Origin of the sequence: Pseudomonas fluorescens, assembly GCF_018614775.1 — a bacterium.
GTDB lineage: Bacteria > Pseudomonadota > Gammaproteobacteria > Pseudomonadales > Pseudomonadaceae > Aquipseudomonas > Aquipseudomonas fluorescens_BY.
The window spans coordinates 1-20,121 of record NZ_JAGGOF010000081.1 but is presented as its reverse complement, the minus strand read 5'-3'; the positions used below and the strand labels follow the sequence as shown (position 1 = coordinate 20,121).

General features: G+C 59.6%; 23 protein-coding genes and 1 tRNA gene. 21 read left to right on the top strand and 3 right to left on the bottom strand.

Translation table 11 applies throughout. From position 1 onward, the window contains the following. Positions 1–87: 87 nt before the first annotated feature. Positions 88–1,416 carry an OprD family porin gene (locus J7E36_RS19715; RefSeq protein WP_215006602.1) on the bottom strand — a complete coding sequence of 443 codons (1,329 nt, stop codon included), beginning with the start codon at positions 1,414–1,416 and terminating at the stop codon, positions 88–90. An 881-nt stretch (positions 1,417–2,297) separates the two neighbouring features. On the opposite strand from J7E36_RS19715, the gene J7E36_RS19710 reads away from it, so the two are divergent. Next, the gene (locus J7E36_RS19710) at positions 2,298–2,723 is read left to right on the top strand and encodes an HIT domain-containing protein (RefSeq protein ID WP_215006599.1); all 426 of its coding nucleotides are present in this window, start codon (positions 2,298–2,300) and stop codon (positions 2,721–2,723) included. A 4-nt stretch (positions 2,724–2,727) separates the two neighbouring features. Next, positions 2,728–2,934: a SlyX family protein gene (locus J7E36_RS19705; RefSeq protein ID WP_215006596.1), complete on the top strand. Its 207-nt coding sequence runs from the start codon at positions 2,728–2,730 to the stop codon at positions 2,932–2,934. A gap of 185 nt (positions 2,935–3,119) precedes the next feature. Here the strand turns inward: J7E36_RS19705 and J7E36_RS25380 are convergent, their stop codons facing one another. Beyond that, the gene (locus tag J7E36_RS25380; protein ID WP_215006594.1) at positions 3,120–3,725 is read right to left on the bottom strand and encodes a cold-shock protein; all 606 of its coding nucleotides are present in this window, start codon (positions 3,723–3,725) and stop codon (positions 3,120–3,122) included. Between the two features lie 383 nt (positions 3,726–4,108). Here J7E36_RS25380 and J7E36_RS19695 point away from each other — a divergent pair, with 383 nt between their 5' ends. The 19 genes from J7E36_RS19695 (at position 4,109) to J7E36_RS19605 (ending at position 18,733) form a co-directional block, all read left to right on the top strand. Beyond that, the gene (locus tag J7E36_RS19695) at positions 4,109–4,582 is read left to right on the top strand and encodes a Dps family protein (RefSeq protein ID WP_215006591.1); all 474 of its coding nucleotides are present in this window, start codon (positions 4,109–4,111) and stop codon (positions 4,580–4,582) included. A 171-nt stretch (positions 4,583–4,753) separates the two neighbouring features. Continuing rightward, entirely contained in the window at positions 4,754–5,098 is a 345-nt protein-coding gene (locus J7E36_RS19690; protein WP_215006588.1) for a ribbon-helix-helix domain-containing protein, read from the top strand. Between the two features lie 154 nt (positions 5,099–5,252). Further along, positions 5,253–5,474, top strand: a complete 222-nt coding sequence (locus J7E36_RS19685) for an FmdB family zinc ribbon protein (protein WP_215006585.1) — start codon at positions 5,253–5,255, stop codon at positions 5,472–5,474. A gap of 75 nt (positions 5,475–5,549) precedes the next feature. Next, positions 5,550–7,325: an aspartate--tRNA ligase gene (gene aspS / locus J7E36_RS19680; protein WP_215006582.1), complete on the top strand. Its 1,776-nt coding sequence runs from the start codon at positions 5,550–5,552 to the stop codon at positions 7,323–7,325. A gap of 116 nt (positions 7,326–7,441) precedes the next feature. Next, positions 7,442–8,188, top strand: coding sequence for a YebC/PmpR family DNA-binding transcriptional regulator (locus J7E36_RS19675; RefSeq protein ID WP_215006579.1), 747 nt, complete (start codon positions 7,442–7,444; stop codon positions 8,186–8,188). 144 nt (positions 8,189–8,332) lie between these two features. Further along, a complete protein-coding gene (gene ruvC / locus J7E36_RS19670; protein WP_024776477.1) occupies positions 8,333–8,857 on the top strand; it encodes a crossover junction endodeoxyribonuclease RuvC in 525 nt (174 codons plus the stop codon). A gap of 114 nt (positions 8,858–8,971) precedes the next feature. Next, entirely contained in the window at positions 8,972–9,580 is a 609-nt protein-coding gene (gene ruvA, locus J7E36_RS19665; protein ID WP_215006576.1) for a Holliday junction branch migration protein RuvA, read from the top strand. Next, positions 9,581–10,642, top strand: coding sequence for a Holliday junction branch migration DNA helicase RuvB (ruvB, locus tag J7E36_RS19660; RefSeq protein ID WP_215006573.1), 1,062 nt, complete (start codon positions 9,581–9,583; stop codon positions 10,640–10,642). Between the two features lie 127 nt (positions 10,643–10,769). Next, positions 10,770–11,237, top strand: a complete 468-nt coding sequence (gene ybgC, locus J7E36_RS19655; RefSeq protein ID WP_215006570.1) for a tol-pal system-associated acyl-CoA thioesterase — start codon at positions 10,770–10,772, stop codon at positions 11,235–11,237. Then, positions 11,227–11,922, top strand: a complete 696-nt coding sequence (tolQ, locus tag J7E36_RS19650) for a protein TolQ (RefSeq protein ID WP_215006567.1) — start codon at positions 11,227–11,229, stop codon at positions 11,920–11,922. Before ybgC ends, tolQ begins: the two co-directional genes overlap by 11 nt. 23 nt (positions 11,923–11,945) lie before the next feature. Next, the gene (tolR, locus tag J7E36_RS19645; protein WP_161798348.1) at positions 11,946–12,398 is read left to right on the top strand and encodes a protein TolR; all 453 of its coding nucleotides are present in this window, start codon (positions 11,946–11,948) and stop codon (positions 12,396–12,398) included. Then, entirely contained in the window at positions 12,398–13,477 is a 1,080-nt protein-coding gene (gene tolA, locus J7E36_RS19640; RefSeq protein WP_215006564.1) for a cell envelope integrity protein TolA, read from the top strand. The genes tolR and tolA overlap by 1 nt, the downstream gene beginning before the upstream one ends. Positions 13,478–13,524: 47 nt before the next feature. After that, positions 13,525–14,775 (top strand): Tol-Pal system beta propeller repeat protein TolB, encoded by a 1,251-nt coding sequence (gene tolB / locus J7E36_RS19635; RefSeq protein ID WP_435304186.1) that lies wholly within the window; start codon positions 13,525–13,527, stop codon positions 14,773–14,775. 52 nt (positions 14,776–14,827) lie between these two features. Next, complete coding sequence (gene pal / locus J7E36_RS19630) at positions 14,828–15,325, top strand: peptidoglycan-associated lipoprotein Pal (protein WP_215006561.1); 498 nt, start codon at positions 14,828–14,830, stop codon at positions 15,323–15,325. A gap of 6 nt (positions 15,326–15,331) precedes the next feature. Next, a complete protein-coding gene (gene ybgF / locus J7E36_RS19625) occupies positions 15,332–16,168 on the top strand; it encodes a tol-pal system protein YbgF (protein ID WP_215006558.1) in 837 nt (278 codons plus the stop codon). Positions 16,169–16,336: 168 nt separating this feature from the next. Continuing rightward, a complete protein-coding gene (gene queE / locus J7E36_RS19620) occupies positions 16,337–16,984 on the top strand; it encodes a 7-carboxy-7-deazaguanine synthase QueE (RefSeq protein ID WP_215006555.1) in 648 nt (215 codons plus the stop codon). 1 nt (position 16,985) lies between these two features. After that, positions 16,986–17,678: a 7-cyano-7-deazaguanine synthase QueC gene (queC, locus tag J7E36_RS19615; RefSeq protein ID WP_215006552.1), complete on the top strand. Its 693-nt coding sequence runs from the start codon at positions 16,986–16,988 to the stop codon at positions 17,676–17,678. A 63-nt stretch (positions 17,679–17,741) separates the two neighbouring features. Beyond that, positions 17,742–17,817 (top strand) — tRNA-Lys (locus J7E36_RS19610). Between the two features lie 232 nt (positions 17,818–18,049). After that, on the top strand, positions 18,050–18,733 hold the full coding sequence (locus tag J7E36_RS19605; RefSeq protein WP_215006549.1) for a hypothetical protein: 684 nt from the start codon (positions 18,050–18,052) through the stop codon (positions 18,731–18,733). Positions 18,734–18,751: 18 nt separating this feature from the next. Here J7E36_RS19605 and J7E36_RS19600 read toward each other — a convergent pair whose 3' ends face one another. Then, positions 18,752–19,939: a cyanate transporter gene (locus J7E36_RS19600; RefSeq protein WP_215006546.1), complete on the bottom strand. Its 1,188-nt coding sequence runs from the start codon at positions 19,937–19,939 to the stop codon at positions 18,752–18,754. Positions 19,940–20,121 lie beyond the last annotated feature (182 nt).

The following is a 20,121-nucleotide window of genomic DNA, read 5'->3' as shown; positions in this document are numbered from 1 at the left end:
ACCTTATTCAGGACGGGACAGATCCAATAAAAAAGGCCCATCCGAAGATGGGCCTTTTTTTGATTACCGCAAACTGACTTTCGGTAATTACAGAACCGAAATCGGGTAGTCGACGATCAGGCGGAACTCTTTGATATCGCCTTCGCCTTCGTCAGCGTTAGCGTAGTGCCAGGCTTGACGAACACGGAAGGAGAGATCTTTGGCCGGGCCAGACTGGACAACGTACTTGGCTTCGAGGTTGGTCTCGTTGTGCTTGCCGTCTTCACCGTACAAGCCAGCGTAAGGGCTGCCTGCAGGAGTGTGGGTGCCGTCGATGTCCCAACCTTTGACGTAGCGGGTCATGAAGCTCAGACCTGGAACGCCGTACTCAGCCATTTTCAGATCGTAACGGACCTGGGCGGATTTCTCGCCTGGGGCGTTGAAGTCAGAGTACTGGATGGAGTTGGCGAGGAAGATCGAGTCGCCGCCGCGGTTGTTCGTGCCCACACCGATGTAGTCGAACGGCGTGTCACCGTTGATTTTCTGGAAGGCCACGGTGACGGTGTGCGCTTTCAGGAACGAGAAAGCGGCTGCCAGGGAGAACGCAGTGTTGCTGATGTCACCGGCCTTGGAGCTGCCAGTGTCGGTGGTGCGGTAGATGTTACCGTCCAGGTTCAGCGACTGATCGCCACCCATTGGGATGGTGTAGTTCAGGTTGCCGTAGTACTGGTTCCAGATATCTTCGAGCTGGGCGCCGTAGATCGATGCACTCAGGTTGTCGGTGAAGGAGTACTTGCCGCCAGCGTAATCGATGGTGTTGGCTTCTACGCCAGCGTAGGTTGCATACAGGCCGCCGTTGCGAGCGTTGCGATCCTGGCTGGTACCCGAGTAGAAGTGACCGGCTTCGAGGTCAAGGTCTTTGACTTCGCTGCTCTGCAGCTGGAAGCCGCTGGCAGTTTGAGGCAGGACGCGGGAACCGCCGACAGCGAACACTGGAGCAGTGCTTGGCTGCATATCACCGATTTTCAGCTCGGTTTTGGATACGCGGAACTTGATGGCTGCGCCGGCTTTGCCTTGGCTGTCGTTGACGTGGCCATCGGCATCGCGGCTCATGTTGCCAGTGCCGCCGGTACCGTCGCCACCGTCCAGCTTGAGCGCCATGTAACCGAACGCATCAACGCCGACGCCTACGGTACCTTGGGTGTAGCCGGAGTTGAAGTTACCCCAGATACCTTGGGTCCAGTCTTTCTGATCGGTAGCGCCGTCTTTACGGTCACGGTTGAAGTAGTAGTTGCGCAGCAGCAGTTTGGCGCTGGCATCTTCAACAAAGCCCTTGGCTTCAGACTGGTCACTTACAAACGGTGCGGCCGTAGCCATTTGAGTACTGGCTGCTGCAGCAACGGCCAGTGCGATCATGCTCCACTTCATCACGCGCATCGTGATTTGCTCCTTTGGTTTTTAGAAGAGTACTGCCGTCCCACCTGTTTTTTTATCTGGGCGGCTCTTTCTTTTTGTGTCGGCGCAAACTTATATCACGCCGACCCTGTTGGCGATACTTGCCCATTCAACCTTCCAGCTTCTTTACGACCGTGTCGCCAATGGCTCGATCCATGTCGTATTTCGGCTGATCCAACGCAATCGGATTCACAACTTTTGAGGTTGTCTGTTTTTCCGGCATCGGTGTAAAGAGTCCATCATTACCGCGCTTGAAGCTCCTGAGGGCAGCCTTGCCACTTTTAATTCGTAGGTCTACAGGTGTCCGCGTCCGGCGGGCCCTTCTAGACGATGTGGGGATGAATGCAACAAGCATGCACAAACCCGAGTTTCGTTTACATTTTTTTCACATTCTACCGGCTGATGCGGTGAAACCTCATGAAACCGGGCGCCAAAGGCCTTGTTTTAAATAGGGTTGACTCCCTTGCAGCTCTCATGTTGGGCGTCGTCAAGCGTCGCGAGACAACCAAAAACGTTACCGGTTCACCCTGTCAGTGAGTAGATCGCGGATACTTTGTGCACTGAGCGTAGACGCACTGTGCTGTTTTGGTGCAAAAAATTTTCAGTCTGTACGAAAATCATACAGCTTCAATGCCATGCGTAGGGCTTGGAGCGATCTCTCGGCTTTTATGCGCCGAGTTGGTGCGCACGGTTGCCCCGGTTCATGCAAGCGTTGGTAAATGTGGCGTAAAAAAACCTCTCAGCCGAGGTCTGGGCGCAACGCAGTGATCAAGCCCGCGTTCGCAGGTATGCTGCCGCTCTGTGTCCGACGCAGCCCTCGGGGCCGCCCAGCCGGACAGCATCAATAATCAGGAGTACACGCAGTGTTTGCCTTAGATCCACGCCTGCAACAAGACACATTGCCGATGGGCGATTTCCCGCTGTGCCGGTTGCTCTTGTCCAATGATTCCAACTATCCCTGGTTCATCCTCGTGCCGCGGCGGGAAAATATCAGCGAATTGTTTCAGTTGGATGACACTGATCAGCAGCAGCTGTGGAAAGAAACCACGGCACTGGCCGAGACCCTCAAGGACGCGTTCGACGCCGACAAACTGAACGTGGCGACCTTGGGTAACGTCGTCAGTCAATTGCACATGCATGTGATCGTGCGCAAACGCGACGACGCGGCCTGGCCGGCACCGGTCTGGGGCAAACACCCGGCCCAGCCTTATAATGACGGGCAGGTGAAGGCCATTCGCGAACGGTTGCGGATGGCGTTGACCGATGATTTCAAGTTTCTGGAGGGCTGAAACCATGAACCTTGAGGACCGTGTCACCGACCTGGAGAGCCGCCTGGCATTTCAGGACGACACCATCCAGGCGTTGAATGACGTGTTGGTGGCGCAGCAGCGCGTGGTCGAGCGTCTGCAGCTGCAGATGGCCGCATTACTCAAGCGCCAGGAAGAGATGGCCGGGCAATTCGAAACCTTTGAAGAAGAGGCGCCGCCTCCACATTACTAGCGCCACCATCCTTGTGGGAGCGGGCTTGCTCGCGAAAACGGCGGATCAGCCAGCATTGCAACCGACTGACCCACCGCTTTCGCGAGCAAGCCCGCTCCCACAGGAAGCTGCGGACCTGGCGTCTGTTGGAAGGCAATAAAAAACCGCGAGCAGCCAGGCTGCATCGCGGTTTTTTACGGCAGGAATCAGCGGCGCGGCAGTGCGGCGATCACATCTTCAGCTTGCAGGCCCTTGTCACGATTCATCACGGAGAACTCCACGCGCTGGCCTTCCACCAGGACGCGATGGCCTTCGCCACGGATGGCCCGGAAATGCACGAAAATGTCATCGCCGGAGTCACGGGAGATGAAGCCAAAGCCCTTGGACGTGTTGAACCACTTCACCGTACCGGTATCGCGGTTGGACATGTCGTAGTTCTGCGTGGCAGCGGCTGGCGACGACTTCTTGTAGAAGCTCACGGCCAGTTGCAGTGCCACCGCCAGCAACGCTGCGGCGAGGCTGAACGCGATGGCGGGTTGACCGGCGATTTCCGGCATGGGCGCCAACAGGGCCAGGGTTTGCAGGGCAACAGCCAGCACCAGCAGGACGCTGACGAGGTTTTGCAGTTGGTGGCGTGGACCCTTGTTCCAGTAAGGAATAACCGGTGCGAGGATCAGGTTGAGCAGGCCGAAAAAGGCCAGGTACAGTGCGTCGGGATGTTGCAGGTAAGGTGTGGCTTCGGAACCCAGGCTAGGGATGAAGGACAGCAGCAGGGCAGCTGCGCCCATTAGCAAGTGGACGATTTTCAACATTTTAATTGGCTCACGGTTAAGACAAGTCACAAGGAAGAGCTGGTCGGGCGCGGTTCGCTTCGGAACAATTAAGAGGCGTTGGACACGAACCCGAATCAGCCTATGCGCCACCCCCGGGAAAATAGGCGTAGCGACACACTGCCTATTTAACAGTAAAGCCGCAGCCTTCTCAAACGTGTTACGAGCCCATGCCCCGCTGTTCGTCGGCCAGAAAGGCGTGGGCGCCTGGCAAGGCACGATGAATTCCCGGTCTGTCGGAACCGGCCGGTGTCCGGGCTTGTCGGTTCAGGAGGGCAGGCGATCTGTCGCACGCTGTACGCGGCAAAAACCACTAGAGTGGAGGGGCCGCTGTCTCATTCATCACCGTCAGGAGATCATCCAACATGGCCATTGATATCGGTATCAGTGAAGAAGACCGCAAGTCTATCGTCGACGGGCTCTCGCGCCTGCTGTCGGACACTTATGTGTTGTACCTCAAGACCCACAATTTCCACTGGAACGTCACGGGGCCGATGTTCCGCACCCTGCACCTGATGTTCGAGGAGCAGTACAACGAGCTGGCGCTGGCGGTGGACCTGATCGCTGAACGCATTCGTGCCCTTGGCTTCCCGGCACCGGGCGCTTACTCGGTGTATGCACGCTTGTCTTCCATCAAGGAAGAAGAAGGTGTGCCCGGCGCCGAGGACATGATTCGCCAGTTGGTAGCAGGGCAGGAAGCAGTGACGCGCACGGCCCGCGGCATTTTTCCGCTGCTGGACAAGGTCAGCGACGAGCCCACTGCCGACCTGCTGACCCAGCGCATGCAGGTTCACGAAAAGACCGCGTGGATGCTTCGCGCGTTGCTGGAAGACAAGTAAACTCCCCCAGCTGCGGGTAGGACGGCGTAATTCGTCGCCTGCCTGCTGTCGGCTTGTCCTACGCCCCTGGTCATAAAGTCATCTGGATCTGTTGGCGCCGTTGCGCTTCCATAGAGCCACGGGTGGGTTTTTCCACCTGGGAGGTTCGTATGGCAAAGGAGTGTCAACGGTATGTTTCAAGGAAAAGAACCTGGGGAGGGCGCGCACGGGCGTTCTCAGCCCATTCCCGTCGATCCGTTCGTCAGGGGCTTCGATATGCAGCTGGCCCAGCCCTGGGCCCGGTCCATCCGGCTGAACGGCTTCGCCACCTGCCTGCGGCTGGAGCAGGTCTATTGGGATATTCTCGGCGACATGGCCCGGCTCAATCGCTGTTCCATCAGTACCTTGCTGTCCCATGTGGACAGGGAGGTGCATCTGCGCCATGGCGGGGTGCGCAATTTCAGTGGTCTGGTGCGCGTGGTCTGCGTGGTACACAGCTTGAAGGAAACCGGGCAGGAGATTGCCGGGCGTCACTGAGGCGCTGGGCGCAGGTCCCCATCAAGGCCTGAAACGGACCGGGAGCGGCCTGTGCGGTCTTACGGCTGCACAGGCCGCATTTAATGGATATAATCCCGCTCTTTGCCGCAAAGCCCTGCTTTTGCGCGATTAACCTGATCGCCGAGACAACCCCATGCCGATGTACGACTATCAATGTGCTTCCTGTGGTCATCAGTTGGAAGCCATTCAAAAGATCAGCGCGGCACCGCTGGTCGACTGCCCTGCCTGCCAGGCGCCGGAACTGAAAAAGATGCTGTCCATGCCTGGTTTCCGCCTTGGCGGCACGGGCTGGTATGAAACCGACTTCAAGACCGGTGCCAAGAAAAACCTGGCCGGTGGCGACAAAGCAGACTGAGTTGAACACGCGCGAGTTCTTGCACGGGCAGGGCCTCCAACCGAATGTCGAATTACGAGAAGCGAAACCACTACCATGATGCGCAGCCATTATTGCGGCCAACTGAACGAAAGCCTGGAAGGTCAGGAAGTTACTCTTTGCGGATGGGTCCATCGTCGCCGTGACCATGGCGGGGTGATTTTCCTCGACATCCGTGATCGTGAAGGCCTGGCTCAGGTGGTGTTCGATCCGGACCGTGCTGAAACCTTCGCCACCGCCGATCGCGTGCGCAGCGAATACGTGGTCAAGATCACCGGCAAGGTGCGCCTGCGCCCGGCCGGTGCCGGCAACGCCAACATGGCCTCGGGCATGATTGAAGTGCTGGGCTATGAGCTGGAAGTGCTCAACGAAGCGGAAACCCCGCCGTTCCCGCTCAACGAATACTCCGACGTGGGCGAGGAAACCCGCCTGCGCTATCGCTTCATCGACCTGCGTCGCCCGGAAATGGCCGAGAAGCTGCGCCTGCGTTCGCGCATGACCACCAGCATCCGTCGCTACCTGGACGAGAACGGCTTCCTCGACGTCGAGACACCGATCCTGACCCGCGCCACGCCGGAAGGCGCCCGCGACTACCTGGTGCCGAGCCGTACCCACCCCGGCAGCTTCTTCGCCTTGCCGCAATCGCCGCAGCTGTTCAAGCAACTGCTGATGGTGGCCGGCTTCGACCGCTACTACCAGATCGCCAAGTGCTTTCGCGATGAAGACCTGCGTGCCGACCGTCAGCCTGAGTTCACTCAGATCGACATCGAGACCAGCTTCCTCGACGAAAAAGACATCATGGGCCTGACCGAAGGCATGATCCGCAACCTGTTCAAGGAAGTGCTGGGCCTGGAATTCGGCGAATTCCCGCACATGACCTTCGAAGAGGCCATGCGCCGCTACGGTTCCGACAAGCCGGACCTGCGCAACCCCTTGGAACTGGTGGATGTGGCCGACCAGCTCAAGGACGTCGAATTCAAGGTCTTCAGCGGTCCGGCCAACGACCCGAAATGCCGTATCGCGGCCCTGCGTGTGCCAGGCGGGGCAAGCATGCCACGCAAGCAGATCGACGATTACACCAAGTTCGTCGGCATCTACGGGGCCAAGGGCCTGGCGTACATCAAGGTCAACGAGCGCGCCGCCGGTGTTGATGGCCTGCAATCGCCGATCGTGAAAAACATCCCTGAAGCCAACCTCAACGTGATCCTGGATCGCGTGGGCGCGGTCGATGGTGACATCGTGTTCTTCGGCGCCGACAAGGCCAAGATCGTCAGCGAAGCCCTGGGCGCACTGCGCATCAAGCTGGGCCATGACCTGAAGCTGCTGACCTGCGAGTGGGCACCGATGTGGGTCGTTGACTTCCCGATGTTCGAAGAGAACGACGACGGCAGCTTCTCGGCGCTGCACCACCCGTTCACCGCACCGAAGTGCTCGCCGCAAGAGCTGGAAGCCAATCCGGCGACCGCTTTGTCGCGTGCCTACGACATGGTGTTGAACGGCACCGAGCTGGGGGGCGGTTCGATCCGTATCCACCGCAAGGAAATGCAACAGGCGGTGTTCCGCCTGCTGGGCATCGAGGAAGCGGAACAGGAAGAGAAATTCGGCTTCCTGCTCGACGCCCTGAAGTTCGGCGCACCACCCCACGGTGGCCTGGCCTTCGGCCTGGATCGCCTGGTGATGCTGATGACCGGTGCCCAGTCGATCCGTGAAGTGATCGCCTTCCCGAAAACCCAGAGCGCGGCCGATGTCATGACCCAGGCCCCGGGTGTCGTGAATGCCAAGGCACTGCGCGAGCTGCACATCCGTCTGCGTGAACAGCCAAAGGCTGAGTAAGGCTGACACCTGAAGGCGCATCTTCGGATGCGCCTTTTCTTTGGTGTCGATATTTCTGCTTGCCGGCCACTGCGCGCGCAGGGCGGGCAACGTTTCAAGAAAAACCGGAGCGAGTTATGGCAGGTCATTCCAAGTGGGCGAACATCAAGCACCGCAAAGAACGTCAGGATGCCAAGAGGGGCAAGATCTTCACCAAGTGGATCCGTGAGCTGACGGTCGCGGCCCGCCAGGGCGGCGGTGATCCGGGGTCCAACCCGCGCTTGCGCCTGGCCCTCGACAAGGCGCTGGGTGCCAACATGAGCCGCGACATCATCGACCGGGCCATTGCCCGTGGCGCTGGTGCGACCGAGGCGGATAACGTTGAAGAACTGACCTACGAAGGTTATGGCCCGGGCGGCGTGGCGGTGATGGTCGAATGCATGACCGACAACCGTAACCGTACCGCGGCGGCCGTGCGTCATGCCTTCAGCAAATGCGGTGGCAACCTGGGCACCGACGGCTCGGTGGCCTACCTGTTCGAGCGCAAGGGGCAGATCAGCTTCGCGCCGGGCCTCGATGAGGATGCCCTGACCGAAGCCGCCCTGGAAGCCGACGCCGATGATGTGGTCAGCCATGAAGACGGCTCGTTCGAGGTGTTCACCTCGTTCGCCAGTTTCTACGCGGTACGCAACGCCCTGGAAGCGGCCGGGTTCAAGCCGGCCGACGCAGAAATCGTCATGCAGCCGACCACCAGCGCCGAACTCGACCTGGAGGGCGCCGAGAAGGTGCTCAAGCTGATCGACATGCTCGAAGACCTGGACGATGTGCAGAACGTCTACTCCAACGCCGATATTCCGGAGTCGGTGGCTGAACAGCTGGGCTGATACGCAGCACTGGTTCTAAATGTGGGAGCGAGCCTGCTCGCGATAGCGGTCGTCCAGCGTGCAAAAAAGTTGCAGTGCGATCGCCATCGCGAGCAGGCTCGCTCCCACAGGTTCCGACAACTCCCTCTTCAAACCGCAGGCGTTATGACTCTAATCCTTGGCATCGACCCCGGTTCGCGCATCACCGGCTACGGCGTGGTTCGCGATACCGGGCGCGGCTGCGTGTACGTGGCCTCCGGGTGTATCCGCACGGGTGCCGGCGAGCTGCACGAGCGCTTGCAGATTGTCTATCGCGGCGTGCGCGAGGTCATCCAGACCTACGGCCCGGTGACCATGGGCATCGAAAAGGTGTTCATGGCGCGTAACGCCGATTCGGCGTTGAAACTGGGTCAGGCCCGCGGTGCAGCCATCGTGGCCGGTGCCGAGGAAAGCCTGGAAATCGCCGAGTACACGGCCACCCAGGTCAAGCAGGCGGTCGTCGGGACGGGCGCGGCGAACAAGGAGCAGGTGCAAATGATGGTGATGCACCTGTTGAAACTGGTCAGCAAGCCACAGATCGACGCCTCCGACGCCCTGGCCATTGCCATTTGCCACGCCCATACCCGTTCCAGCCTGTTGCCCCATGGCCTGGGTACCGCACGCAGTCGTGGCGGGCGCCTGCGTCTCTGATAGCATCAGCACACTCATCCATGAGCCCGAGCCTGCTGCGCCTGTGTCGTCCGCCAGCATGCCCGGGCTGTTATTCGCCAGCCAGCGGCTGGCCAACGCCCAAGGATCTGAAACGTGATTGGACGCTTGCGCGGCACCCTGGCTGAAAAACAGCCGCCGCACCTGATTCTGGATGTAAACGGGCTCGGCTATGAGCTGGAAGTGCCCATGACCACGCTGTATCGCTTGCCGTCGGTCGGCGAGCCGCTGACGCTGCACACCCATTTGGTCGTACGCGAGGATGCGCAGTTACTCTATGGTTTTGTCGGCAAGCGCGAGCGAGACTTTTTCCGTGAGTTGATCCGTCTCAATGGTGTGGGGCCGAAACTGGCCCTGGCGTTGATGTCGAGCCTGGAAGTCGATGAGTTGGTGCGTTGCGTGCAGTCCCAGGACACCTCGGCCCTGACCAAGGTGCCGGGTGTGGGCAAGAAAACCGCCGAGCGCCTGCTGGTCGAACTCAAGGACCGCTTCAAGGCCTGGGAGGCGGTACCGGCAATGTTCGCGCTGGTGCCGAACCAGCCGGACGCACCGGCGCCGGTGGTCAGCGCCGAGAACGACGCGGTCACCGCACTGATCTCCCTGGGCTACAAACCGCAGGAAGCCAGCAAGGCGATTTCCGCCATCAAGGAAAAAGGCCTGAGCACTGAAGACATGATTCGTCGTGCCCTGAAGGGAATGATTTAAGTGATTGAAGCTGATCGTCTGATCGCCGCCACGGGCGCGCCCCGTGACCGCGAGGAAATCCAGGACCGCGCGATTCGCCCTGTCAGCCTGGCCGACTACATTGGTCAACCGACCGTGCGCGAGCAGATGGAGCTGTTCATCCAGGCGGCCCGTGGCCGCAGCGAGTCGTTGGACCACACCCTGATCTTCGGGCCGCCGGGCCTGGGCAAGACCACCCTGGCAAACATCATTGCCCAGGAAATGGGCGTGTCGATCAAAAGCACCTCGGGCCCGGTTCTCGAGCGCCCGGGCGACCTGGCGGCACTGCTCACCAACCTTGAGCCCCATGACGTCCTGTTCATCGACGAAATCCATCGGCTGTCGCCGATTGTCGAGGAAGTGTTGTACCCGGCCATGGAGGATTTCCAGCTCGACATCATGATCGGTGAAGGGCCGGCGGCGCGCTCGATCAAGCTGGACCTGCCGCCCTTCACCCTGGTGGGCGCCACCACCCGGGCCGGCATGCTGACCAATCCGCTGCGGGACCGCTTCGGTATCGTCCAGCGGCTGGAGTTCTACAACAATGCCGACCTGGCGACGATTGTCAGCCGTTCGGCCGGCATCCTCGGGTTGCCGCTGGATCCTGACGGCGCTTATGAAATCGCCCGCCGGGCCCGAGGCACGCCGCGGATCGCCAACCGGCTGCTACGTAGGGTCCGGGATTTTGCCCAAGTCCGGGCCAAGGGCCACATCACCAAGCCGATTGCCGACCTGGCCTTGAACCTGCTGGACATCGACGAGCGTGGCTTCGACCATCAGGATCGGCGCCTGCTGCTGACCATGATCGAGAAGTTCGACGGTGGCCCGGTGGGCGTCGACAGCCTCGCAGCGGCCATCAGCGAAGAGCGTCACACCATTGAAGATGTCCTGGAACCGTACCTGATCCAGCAGGGCTACATCATGCGCACCCCCCGCGGGCGTGTGGTGACGCGCCATGCTTACCTGCACTTCGGCTTAAACATCCCGTCACGAATGGGTGAGATGCCGGTGGTAGACGAATTCCTTGATGCCGTGGACGATTGAACGCGCTCGAAAGGCTGACTTTTTTCCGGTTCGTGCTGTCCCAGACGACGCCTGGAGTGTCAATGCATTCGAGAATGAAAAAACAGTTGCCTGGCCGATTGGCAACCTGAGGAGTAAGCACTAGAGTATGCGCGCGCAAAACGGGCTGGAGTCGTTCGCACATCGTTGTCGCGTTTATTACGAGGACACCGATGCCGGCGGCATCGTTTACTACGTCAATTACCTCAAGTTTATGGAACGGGCTCGAACCGAACGGCTGCGGGAACTGGGCTTTGCCCAATCCGCACTGGCAGGGGAGGATCTGTTATTCGTCGTGCATTCCAGCGAAGCGCGCTACCACGCGCCGGCGCGACTGGACGACGAACTGATGGTAAGTGCCGAGGTCATCGAGTTGAACCGTGTCAGCCTGCGCTTCAAGCAGCAGGTCAGGCGGGCTACGGATAATGTGCTGCTCTGTGAAGGGCAGTTCCTGGTGGCCTGTGTGCGCACCCATAGTTTGAAACCCCGGGCCATTCCCGAAGCTCTACGCACGGCCTTTGCCGGCGTGAGCGGCGCGGGTACACACTCAGAGCAGGAGATAAAGCGTGGAAGCTAACGTCGTCGACCATACCTCCATGTGGAGCCTGGTCAGCAATGCCAGCGTCGTGGTGCAACTGGTAATGCTGATCCTGGTAGCCGCATCGGTGACCTCATGGATCATGATTTTTCAGCGCAGCAATCTGCTGCGCGCCGGTCGCCGTGCCCTGGAGAGCTTTGAAGAGCGCTTCTGGTCGGGCATCGACCTGTCCAAGCTGTACCGCCAGGCGGGCAGCAACCCGGACCCGGATTCGGGCGTCGAGCAGATTTTCCGTGCCGGTTTCAAGGAATTCTCTCGTCTGCGCCAGCAGCCGGGTGTCGACCCTGAAGCAGTGATGGAAGGCGTGGCGCGAGCCATGCGCGTGGCCATTTCCCGCGAGGAAGAAAAGCTCGAGCAGAGCCTGCCGTTTCTCGCCACCGTCGGTTCCGTCAGCCCATACATCGGTCTGTTCGGTACCGTGTGGGGGATCATGAACTCCTTCCGTGGCCTGGCGTCCGCCCAGCAAGCGACCCTGGCCACCGTGGCCCCGGGCATCGCCGAAGCCCTGGTCGCCACCGCCATTGGCCTGTTCGCGGCCATTCCGGCCGTTATCGCCTACAACCGCTTCGCTGCCCGCAGCGAAACGTTGATCAGTCGTTACTACACCTTCGCCGATGAGTTCCAGGCGATCCTGCACCGCAAAGTGCACACCAGCGAAGAATAAGCAGGTATTTCCCAATGGCGTTAATCGCTCGAGCCCGAAAAAAGCGCAAGCCGGTTGCCGAGATGAACGTGGTGCCCTACATCGACGTGATGCTGGTGCTGCTGGTCATCTTCATGGTGACCGCGCCGATGCTCAATCAGGGCGTGAAGGTCGATCTGCCCAAGGTTTCCAGCGAAGCCTTGCCGCAGGACAACAACACTCAGGTCCTGACCATTTCGATCAAGGCTGACAAGACCTACTACTGGAACCTTGGCAGTGAAGTCGACACCGAGAAGCAGCAGGACCGGGCCATGACCCTGCCGCAGATGACCGATGCGGTGACCAAGATCATCCGTGTCGGCAATGACGCCGGCAAGCGCACGCAGGTCTTCATTCGCGGCGACAAGACCGTCGACTACGGCGCCGTGATGGGCGCCATGGGCGGTCTGCAGAAAGCCGGAGTCGGTAATGTTGGCTTGATCACCGAGGCCCCCTGATGCAGCAACAGCGAGAGCCGTCCGCCTCGGAAAGCTACTTCTGGCCCAGCGTCCTGGCAATCGGCCTGCATGTGCTGGTGTTCGGCATGCTGTTCGTCAGTTTTGCCATGACGCCGGAGCTGCCGCCGGCCAAGCCGATCGTGCAGGCGACGTTGTACCAGCTCAAGTCGAAAAGCCAGGCCACCACCCAGACCAACCAGAAGCTTGCCGGTGAGGCGAAGAAGTCTGCCGCGCGCCAGACCGAAGTCGAGCAGATGGAGCAGAAGAAGGTCGAGCAGGAAGCGATAAAGGCCGCGGAACAAAAGAAAGAGGAAGCCGCTCAAAAGGCCGAAGAAGCCAAGAAGGCCGATGAGGCGAAAAAGGCGGACGAAGCCAAGAAGGCTGATGAAGCCAAGAAAGCCGATGAAGCGAAGAAAACCGCCGAAGCGAAAAAGGCAGAAGAGAAACAATTGGCTGATATAGCCAAGAAGAAAGCCGAAGAAGAAGCCAAGAAAGCCGCTGAAGAAGAGGCCAAGAAAGCGGCGGCTGAAGAAGCGAAGAAGAAGATTGTCGAGGACGCGAAGAAGAAAGCGGCCGAAGACGCCAAGAAGAAAGCTGAAGCTGACGAGGCGAAGAAGAAAGTCGCCGAAGACGCCAAGAAGAAAGCCGCCGCCGACGCCGCCAAGAAAAAGGCCCAGGACGCAGCGCGTAAATCTGCCGAAGACAAAAAGGCCCAGGCCTTGGCAGATCTGCTTTCCGACAAGCCGGAGCGCCAGCAGGCCTTGGCCGACGAGCAGGGCGATGAAGTCGCCGGCAGCTACGACGATCTGATTCGTGCCCGGGCGGCAGAAGGTTGGGCGCGTCCGCCTTCGGCACGCAAAGGCATGACAGTAGTATTGCAAATCGGCATGTTGCCCGACGGTACGGTTACCTCGGTCAGCGTTGCCAAGTCCAGCGGTGACGGTCCGTTCGACGCTTCGGCGGTCGCAGCGGTCAAGAACATTGGACGGTTGACGGAAATGCAAGGAATGAAACCGAGCGACTTTGCTCCCTATCGTTCGTTCAAGATGACATTCACACCTGAGGATCTAGCCTTGTGAGAAACATTCTTCGATCAATGCTTGTCGTGATCTGCTGCCTGGCAGGGATGGCGGTAGCAGAGGAAAAGAACATTCTGGTCACCAGCGGCAGCGACCGGGCCACCCCGATCGCCGTCGTACCGTTCGGCTGGCAGGGCGGTAGCGTCCTGCCGGACGACATGGCGGAAATCATCGGCAATGACCTGCGCAACTCGGGTTACTACGCGCCGATTCCGAAACAGAACATGATCAGCCTGCCAACCCAGGCCAGCGAAGTCATTTACCGTGACTGGAAGGCCCTGGGGGCCCAGTACATCATGGTGGGCAGCATTGTCCCGGCCGGCGGTCGCCTGCAGGTGCAGTACGCCCTGTTCAACGTCGCCACCGAGCAGCAAGTGCTGGCCGGCAGCGTATCGGGTAGCGTCGATCAATTGCGCGACATGTCGCACTACATTGCCGACCAGTCGTTCGAGAAGCTCACCGGCATCAAGGGCGCGTTCTCTACCCGCATGCTCTACGTGACGGCTGAGCGTTTCTCCGAGAACAACACCCGCTACACCCTGCAGCGCTCCGACTATGACGGCGCCCGTGCGGTGACCCTGCTGCAATCGCGCGAGCCGATCCTGTCGCCGCGTTTTGCGCCTGACGGCAAGCGCATCGCCTACGTTTCGTTCGAACAGAAGCGTCCGCGCATCTTCATGCAGCACATCGACACCGGTCGTCGTGAGCAGATCACCAACTTCGAAGGCCTGAATGGCGCGCCAGCCTGGTCACCGGACGGTTCGCGCCTGGCGTTCGTCCTGTCCAAGGACGGTAACCCGGACATCTACGTGATGAACCTGGCGTCGCGTTCGATCTCTCGCGTCACCAACGGCCCGGGCATCAACACCGAACCGTTCTGGGGCAAGGATGGCTCGACCATCTACTTCACCTCCGACCGCGGTGGCAAGCCGCAGATCTACAAGACCAGTGCCGGGGGCGGCGGTGCCGAGCGCGTGACGTTCGTGGGTAACTACAACGCCAACCCTAAACTGTCGGCGGACGAAAAGACCCTGGTGATGATCCATCGCCAGGATGGTTTCACCAATTTCAAGGTGGCGGCCCAGGATTTGCAGCGCGGAAGCGTAAAAATCCTCACTGATAGCACTCTGGACGAGTCACCTACTGTTGCGCCCAACGGCACCATGGTAATCTACGCCACCCGCCAGCAGGGCCGGGGAGTCTTGATGCTCGTGTCCATCAATGGACGCGTGAGGCTCCCGCTTCCTACCGCACAAGGCGAAGTCAGAGAACCGTCCTGGTCCCCTTACCTGAACTGACGCGGCGCAATACGTTGTATTTAACACACTGGGGTTCATTAGGAGTTTCACGATGGAAATGCTGAAGTTTGGTAAATTTGCTGCGCTGGCTCTGGCCATGGCTGTAGCTGTAGGTTGCTCGTCCAAAGGCGGCGACAACGCCGGTGAAGGCGCTGTTGATCCAAACGCTGGTTACGGCGCTAACACTGGTGCTGTTGACAGCTCCCTGAGCGAAGAAGCTGCTCTGCGCGCAATCACCACCTTCTACTTCGAATACGACAGCTCGGACCTGAAGCCAGAAGCCATGCGCGCTCTGGACGTTCACGCCAAAGACCTGAAAGCAAACGGCGCTCGCGTTGTTCTGGAAGGCAACACCGACGAACGTGGTACTCGTGAGTACAACATGGCACTGGGCGAGCGTCGTGCGAAAGCCGTTCAACGCTACCTGGTACTGCAAGGTGTTCCCTCAGCGCAGCTGGAACTGGTTTCCTACGGCGAAGAGCGTCCAGTTGCTACCGGCAACGACGAGCAGTCCTGGGCTCAAAACCGTCGCGTCGAACTGCGTAAGTAATTCGTCATGCGAACGTGCCGTCGTGCTGTAACTGTTCTGGCTCTCAGCCTTGCGCCGCTTGCGGTGTGGGCTGCGGTTCCTGTGGTCGATAACGATGCCGGCTATAACAATAGCGGGAGCAGTTATCCGCCTGCAGGTTACGGTACGAACGGCGCCTATGCCGGGGGAGGGGTTTCGGCCCCTGTCTCGGCACAGGGCGAGCTGTTCAACCAGCTCCAGCAAATGCAGGATCAACTGTCGCGCCAGCAAGGCGTGATCGAAGTTCTGCAGAATGATATTTCGCGCATGAAGCAGGAAAACCTGGAGCGATACCAGGATCTTGATCGGCGCATAGGATCCGGTGTTGCACCTGCCGCGACTCCCGAGAATTCTCCTGCCGGTGGCGACTTGAACGCCCCCGGTGCAGCACCCGCCGCAGGCGCTGGCGCAGCCGCTCAGGCACCAGCCGCGAGTGGCGAACCGGCAGATCCGGCGAAGGAAAAGCTCTACTACGATGCTGCCTTCGACCTGATCAAGGCCAAGGATTTCGACAAGGCCAGCCAGGCCTTTGCCGCTTTCCTGCGTAAATACCCAAACAGCCAGTACGCGGGCAACGCCCAGTACTGGCTGGGCGAGGTGAACCTGGCCAAGGGCGACTTGCAAGGTGCCGGCCAGGCATTTGCCAAGGTCTCCCAGCTGTATCCCAAGCACGCCAAGGTGCCGGACTCGCTGTACAAACTGGCTGACGTAGAGCGCCGCCTCGGTCATACCGACAAGGTCAAGGGCATTCTGCAACAGGTGGTGGCCCAATACCCGGGCACCTCCGCTGCCCAATTGGCCCAGCGCGATCTGCAGCGCATGTAAGCCAATTTGAGCTTGTTTTGAAGAAACCCGCGCCTGTCGCGGGTTTTTTCGTTAGAATTCACGCCCTTTTTATGACACCCGCTTCTTGGGATCTGCGCGTTGGCGGGGTTCCTTGAAAGTGCCTGACGGAGGCGGACAGCCTGTTTAGCTGTTACGCCCGTGGCGACTATGCAAGACATATTGAGAATCACCGAAGTTTTTTACTCGTTGCAGGGTGAAACGCGAACGGCCGGGCTGCCCACGGTATTTGTGCGGCTCACCGGTTGCCCGCTGCGCTGCCAATACTGCGACAGCGCCTACGCCTTCAGCGGCGGTACCGTGCGCACCCTTGACGATATCCTGGAGCAAGTGGCCGGCTATCGTCCGCGCTATGTCTGCGTCACAGGCGGCGAGCCATTGGCTCAACCCAATGCCATTCCTTTGCTAAAACAGCTGTGCGATGCCGGCTACGTGGTTTCGCTGGAAACCAGTGGTGCCCTGGATATCTCGGCTGTCGACCCGCGGGTCAGCCGCGTCGTGGACCTGAAAACCCCAGGCTCCAAGGAAGTGCATCGCAACCGCTACGAGAATATCGAACTGTTGACGCCGAACGATCAGGTCAAGTTTGTCATCTGCTCGCGGGAAGACTACGACTGGGCCGTGTCCAAACTGATCCAGTACGGGCTCGACCGGCGGGCCGACGAGGTGTTGTTCTCGCCGAGCCATCACGACTTGAACGCCCGGGACCTTGCCGATTGGGTGGTGACGGATAATCTGCCGGTGCGCCTGCAATTGCAGTTGCATAAATATCTTTGGAACGACGAGCCGGGGCGCTGATATGACTGAGCAATCGAACACTGTAGAAAAACGTGCGGTCATCCTGTTGTCCGGCGGCCTGGACTCGGCCACGGTCGTGGCCATGGCTCGCGCCGAAGGCTACCGTTGCTACACGATGAGTTTCGACTATGGTCAGCGCCACCGCGCTGAACTGCACGCCGCCGAGCGGGTGGCCCGGGACTTGGGCGTGGTAGAGCACAAGGTGATCGGTCTGAACCTCAACGGCATGGGTGGCTCGGCCTTGACCGACAGCTCCATCGACGTGCCTGAAGCACCGAGCGAAGGCATCCCGGTGACGTATGTGCCGGCGCGCAACACCGTCTTCCTGTCCCTGGCACTGGGTTGGGCCGAAGTGCTGGGTGCTCATGACATTTTCATCGGCGTCAACGCCGTGGATTATTCCGGCTACCCGGATTGCCGTCCGGAGTTCGTCGAGGCCTTCGAGCGCATGGCCAACCTCGCCACCAAGGCCGGCGTCGAAGGGCAGGGTTTCCGCATCCAGGCACCGCTACAGAACCTGAGCAAGGCAGACATCGTCAGGGCCGGAGTGAAGCTGGGCGTGGATTACGCGCTGACCGTTTCCTGCTATCAGGCCGACGATCAGGGCCGTGCTTGCGGCAAATGTGACAGCTGCCGCCTGCGTGCAGAAGGCTTCGCGACGGCGGGCGTGAGCGATCCAACCGCTTATTTTTGATTTATTTCAAATTAAGTGTTGAATAGTCCTTAGAAATCAGTATTATACGCGCCACCACACAGCGGGTCGTTAGCTCAGTTGGTAGAGCAGTTGGCTTTTAACCAATTGGTCGTAGGTTCGAATCCCACACGACCCACCATTTTTAGCAGTTTTAAAAGTCTGGAAGGCCCACGAAAGTGAGGATTTCCGGATTTTTTTTTGCCTGCGAGAAAGTGATCGAGCCAATCCGGAGCCTGTCTGGCTCTGTGCATGGCGTGACATACCTCGGATGGAAAAAACAGCCGAGGCTTCTAAACTGTTGAAGCTCACGCCAGGTCTCTCGGATGGCGTGCATCTCGGGCGCAAGACGTTTCACAGGGAAGGGAATGGCCATGAAGCTGCGGATTATCAAGTTTTCTGCATTCGACCAAGGCAACGACATCAAGGCTGATATCAAAGGTGGGTGGTGTGCGGGAGTGACTGCCATTGTCAGCAGTGCGGTAGGCAACTATGACGTGGAAGGACAACCTGCCTATGGCCACTGGATCGAGCATACCGCTTTTGAACGAGCCAAGGCCGCCTTGTTGACTATCAACTCCAAACTCAGTGCGACCGAATCATTGCAGGCCATCCTGGGCCGGTATCAGCAAACCCCGGATGTTTGCGGTGACCTGCATAAGGCCCAGTTCGAAGCGCGAGGCTGTAAAGTTCTCCTGAGCCTGGCGGGCTGGTTTCCGGTGTTGGGCTATGCGTCCTACCTTAAAAGCTCAAGATGGCTCACCAACCACATCGGCTACATCATAAGAGGGGGCGACAGACTGGTACTGCTCGATCCCAACTATGGTGTCGGGTTGTTTGTCATTGAAGATGCCTTGCCGCTGACGCTGAGCGAGTTGACCAAGGCGATCGGCATGCTGGCCTGGAAGAGTGGCTACTCCAGTTATTTGCTGTCTTATACCGCCGCCACTTCTGTCGTTGACGAAGACGCTCTGCAAGTGCGCTTATCGAGCGCCACAATGGAGAAGGCCCAAGCCCTGGCAAATTTCAGCAGCCGTTTTTACAACGGCCCGAAGTAGCGATATACCGCACTGCGATCAGCGGATATGCCGGCCATAATGTTTTGGGTCCAGGCGTGAAACCATCACCATCATCAACACCATGACCGCGGTGAGCGACCACCAGGCCCACTCGAAACTTCCCAGTTGGTCGCGAATCAAGCCGGCGATCAATGGCGAAAGCCCGGCGATCAAATAGCCGACTCCCTGCACGAACGCGGTAAGGCCACCGGCCCTGCGCGGGTTATCCAGATGGTCCAGTGACACGATCAGGCTCATGGGGAACAGCCCACCGATACCCAAGCCCAGCAGGCAGGGCCACAGCAGGCTGAAACGTTCCGGGCTGAGGATCAGGCCGCAGAAGCCGGCCACGATCAGCGCGAGCAGGGCGGCCAGGCCCCGGCGTTTATCCCGGCTGCGGTTGGCAATCGCCGGAGTGACCAGGCCGGATAACACTTCCATTGCCGTGAGGAACCCCAGCAGCAGCCCGGCGTGCTGTTCGCTCCAGCCTTTTTCTACGTAATACGGCGCCAGCCAGGCCAGGACGCAGGTGTAGGAAGCAGTGCCGAGACCGAAGAAAATCGCCAGTAGCCAGGCTCGGGCATTGCTGAAAAACGATTCCTGGCGCCGGGCGGGGGCTTCGGGCAGGGGCGAGATGACAGAGCGCTGGGCGTACCAGCAACCCAGGGCCGCCAGCGCCAGCAAAGCCCAGATTCCCAGGCCGACGCGCCAACTGCCAGACTGCGTCAGGACAAAGGGTGAAAACGATGCGGCAATCGCCGCCCCGCCCATGATGGAGGTGACGTACAACCCCATGAACAGCGAGGCGTTGTCGGCGAAGCGCGATTTGATCAATGCCGGCACCACTGCCTGGATCAAGGCGATACCGAGCCCGGCGAGCACCGCGCTGATGATCAGTTCGGCAGCACTGTCCAGGTACAAGCGCGATGCCGTGGCGATGCCGATGATCAGCAATGACAGCGCGACGGTGCGGTGTTCGCCGATGCGCAGCGCAATGCGCATGCCCAGGAACATCGCCAGCCCCATCGCCATGACCGGCAGCATCGTCAGCAGCGAAGCGCTGCTGAAACTCAGGGGCACCTCGGCGCGAATGGCTGACAGCAATGGCCCGACCGCCGCCATCGATGGCCGCAGGTTCAGCGCCACCAAGATGATGCTGACCATCAGCCAGACGGCATGGGTGCTTGAGGTTCGAGTGTTTTCCATGACAAGGCCTTGGCTTGATAAAGCACCATTTAGGCCGGGATGGCTAACGGTGGGCAAACTGATAACTGGGCGAGGGTATTGAAATATCAAATACGCGGACAAACCCTGTGGGAGCGAGCCTGCTCGCGATTGCGGTCCGTCAGCAGCATTCGCGAGCAGGCTCGCTCCCACAGGTCATTCAC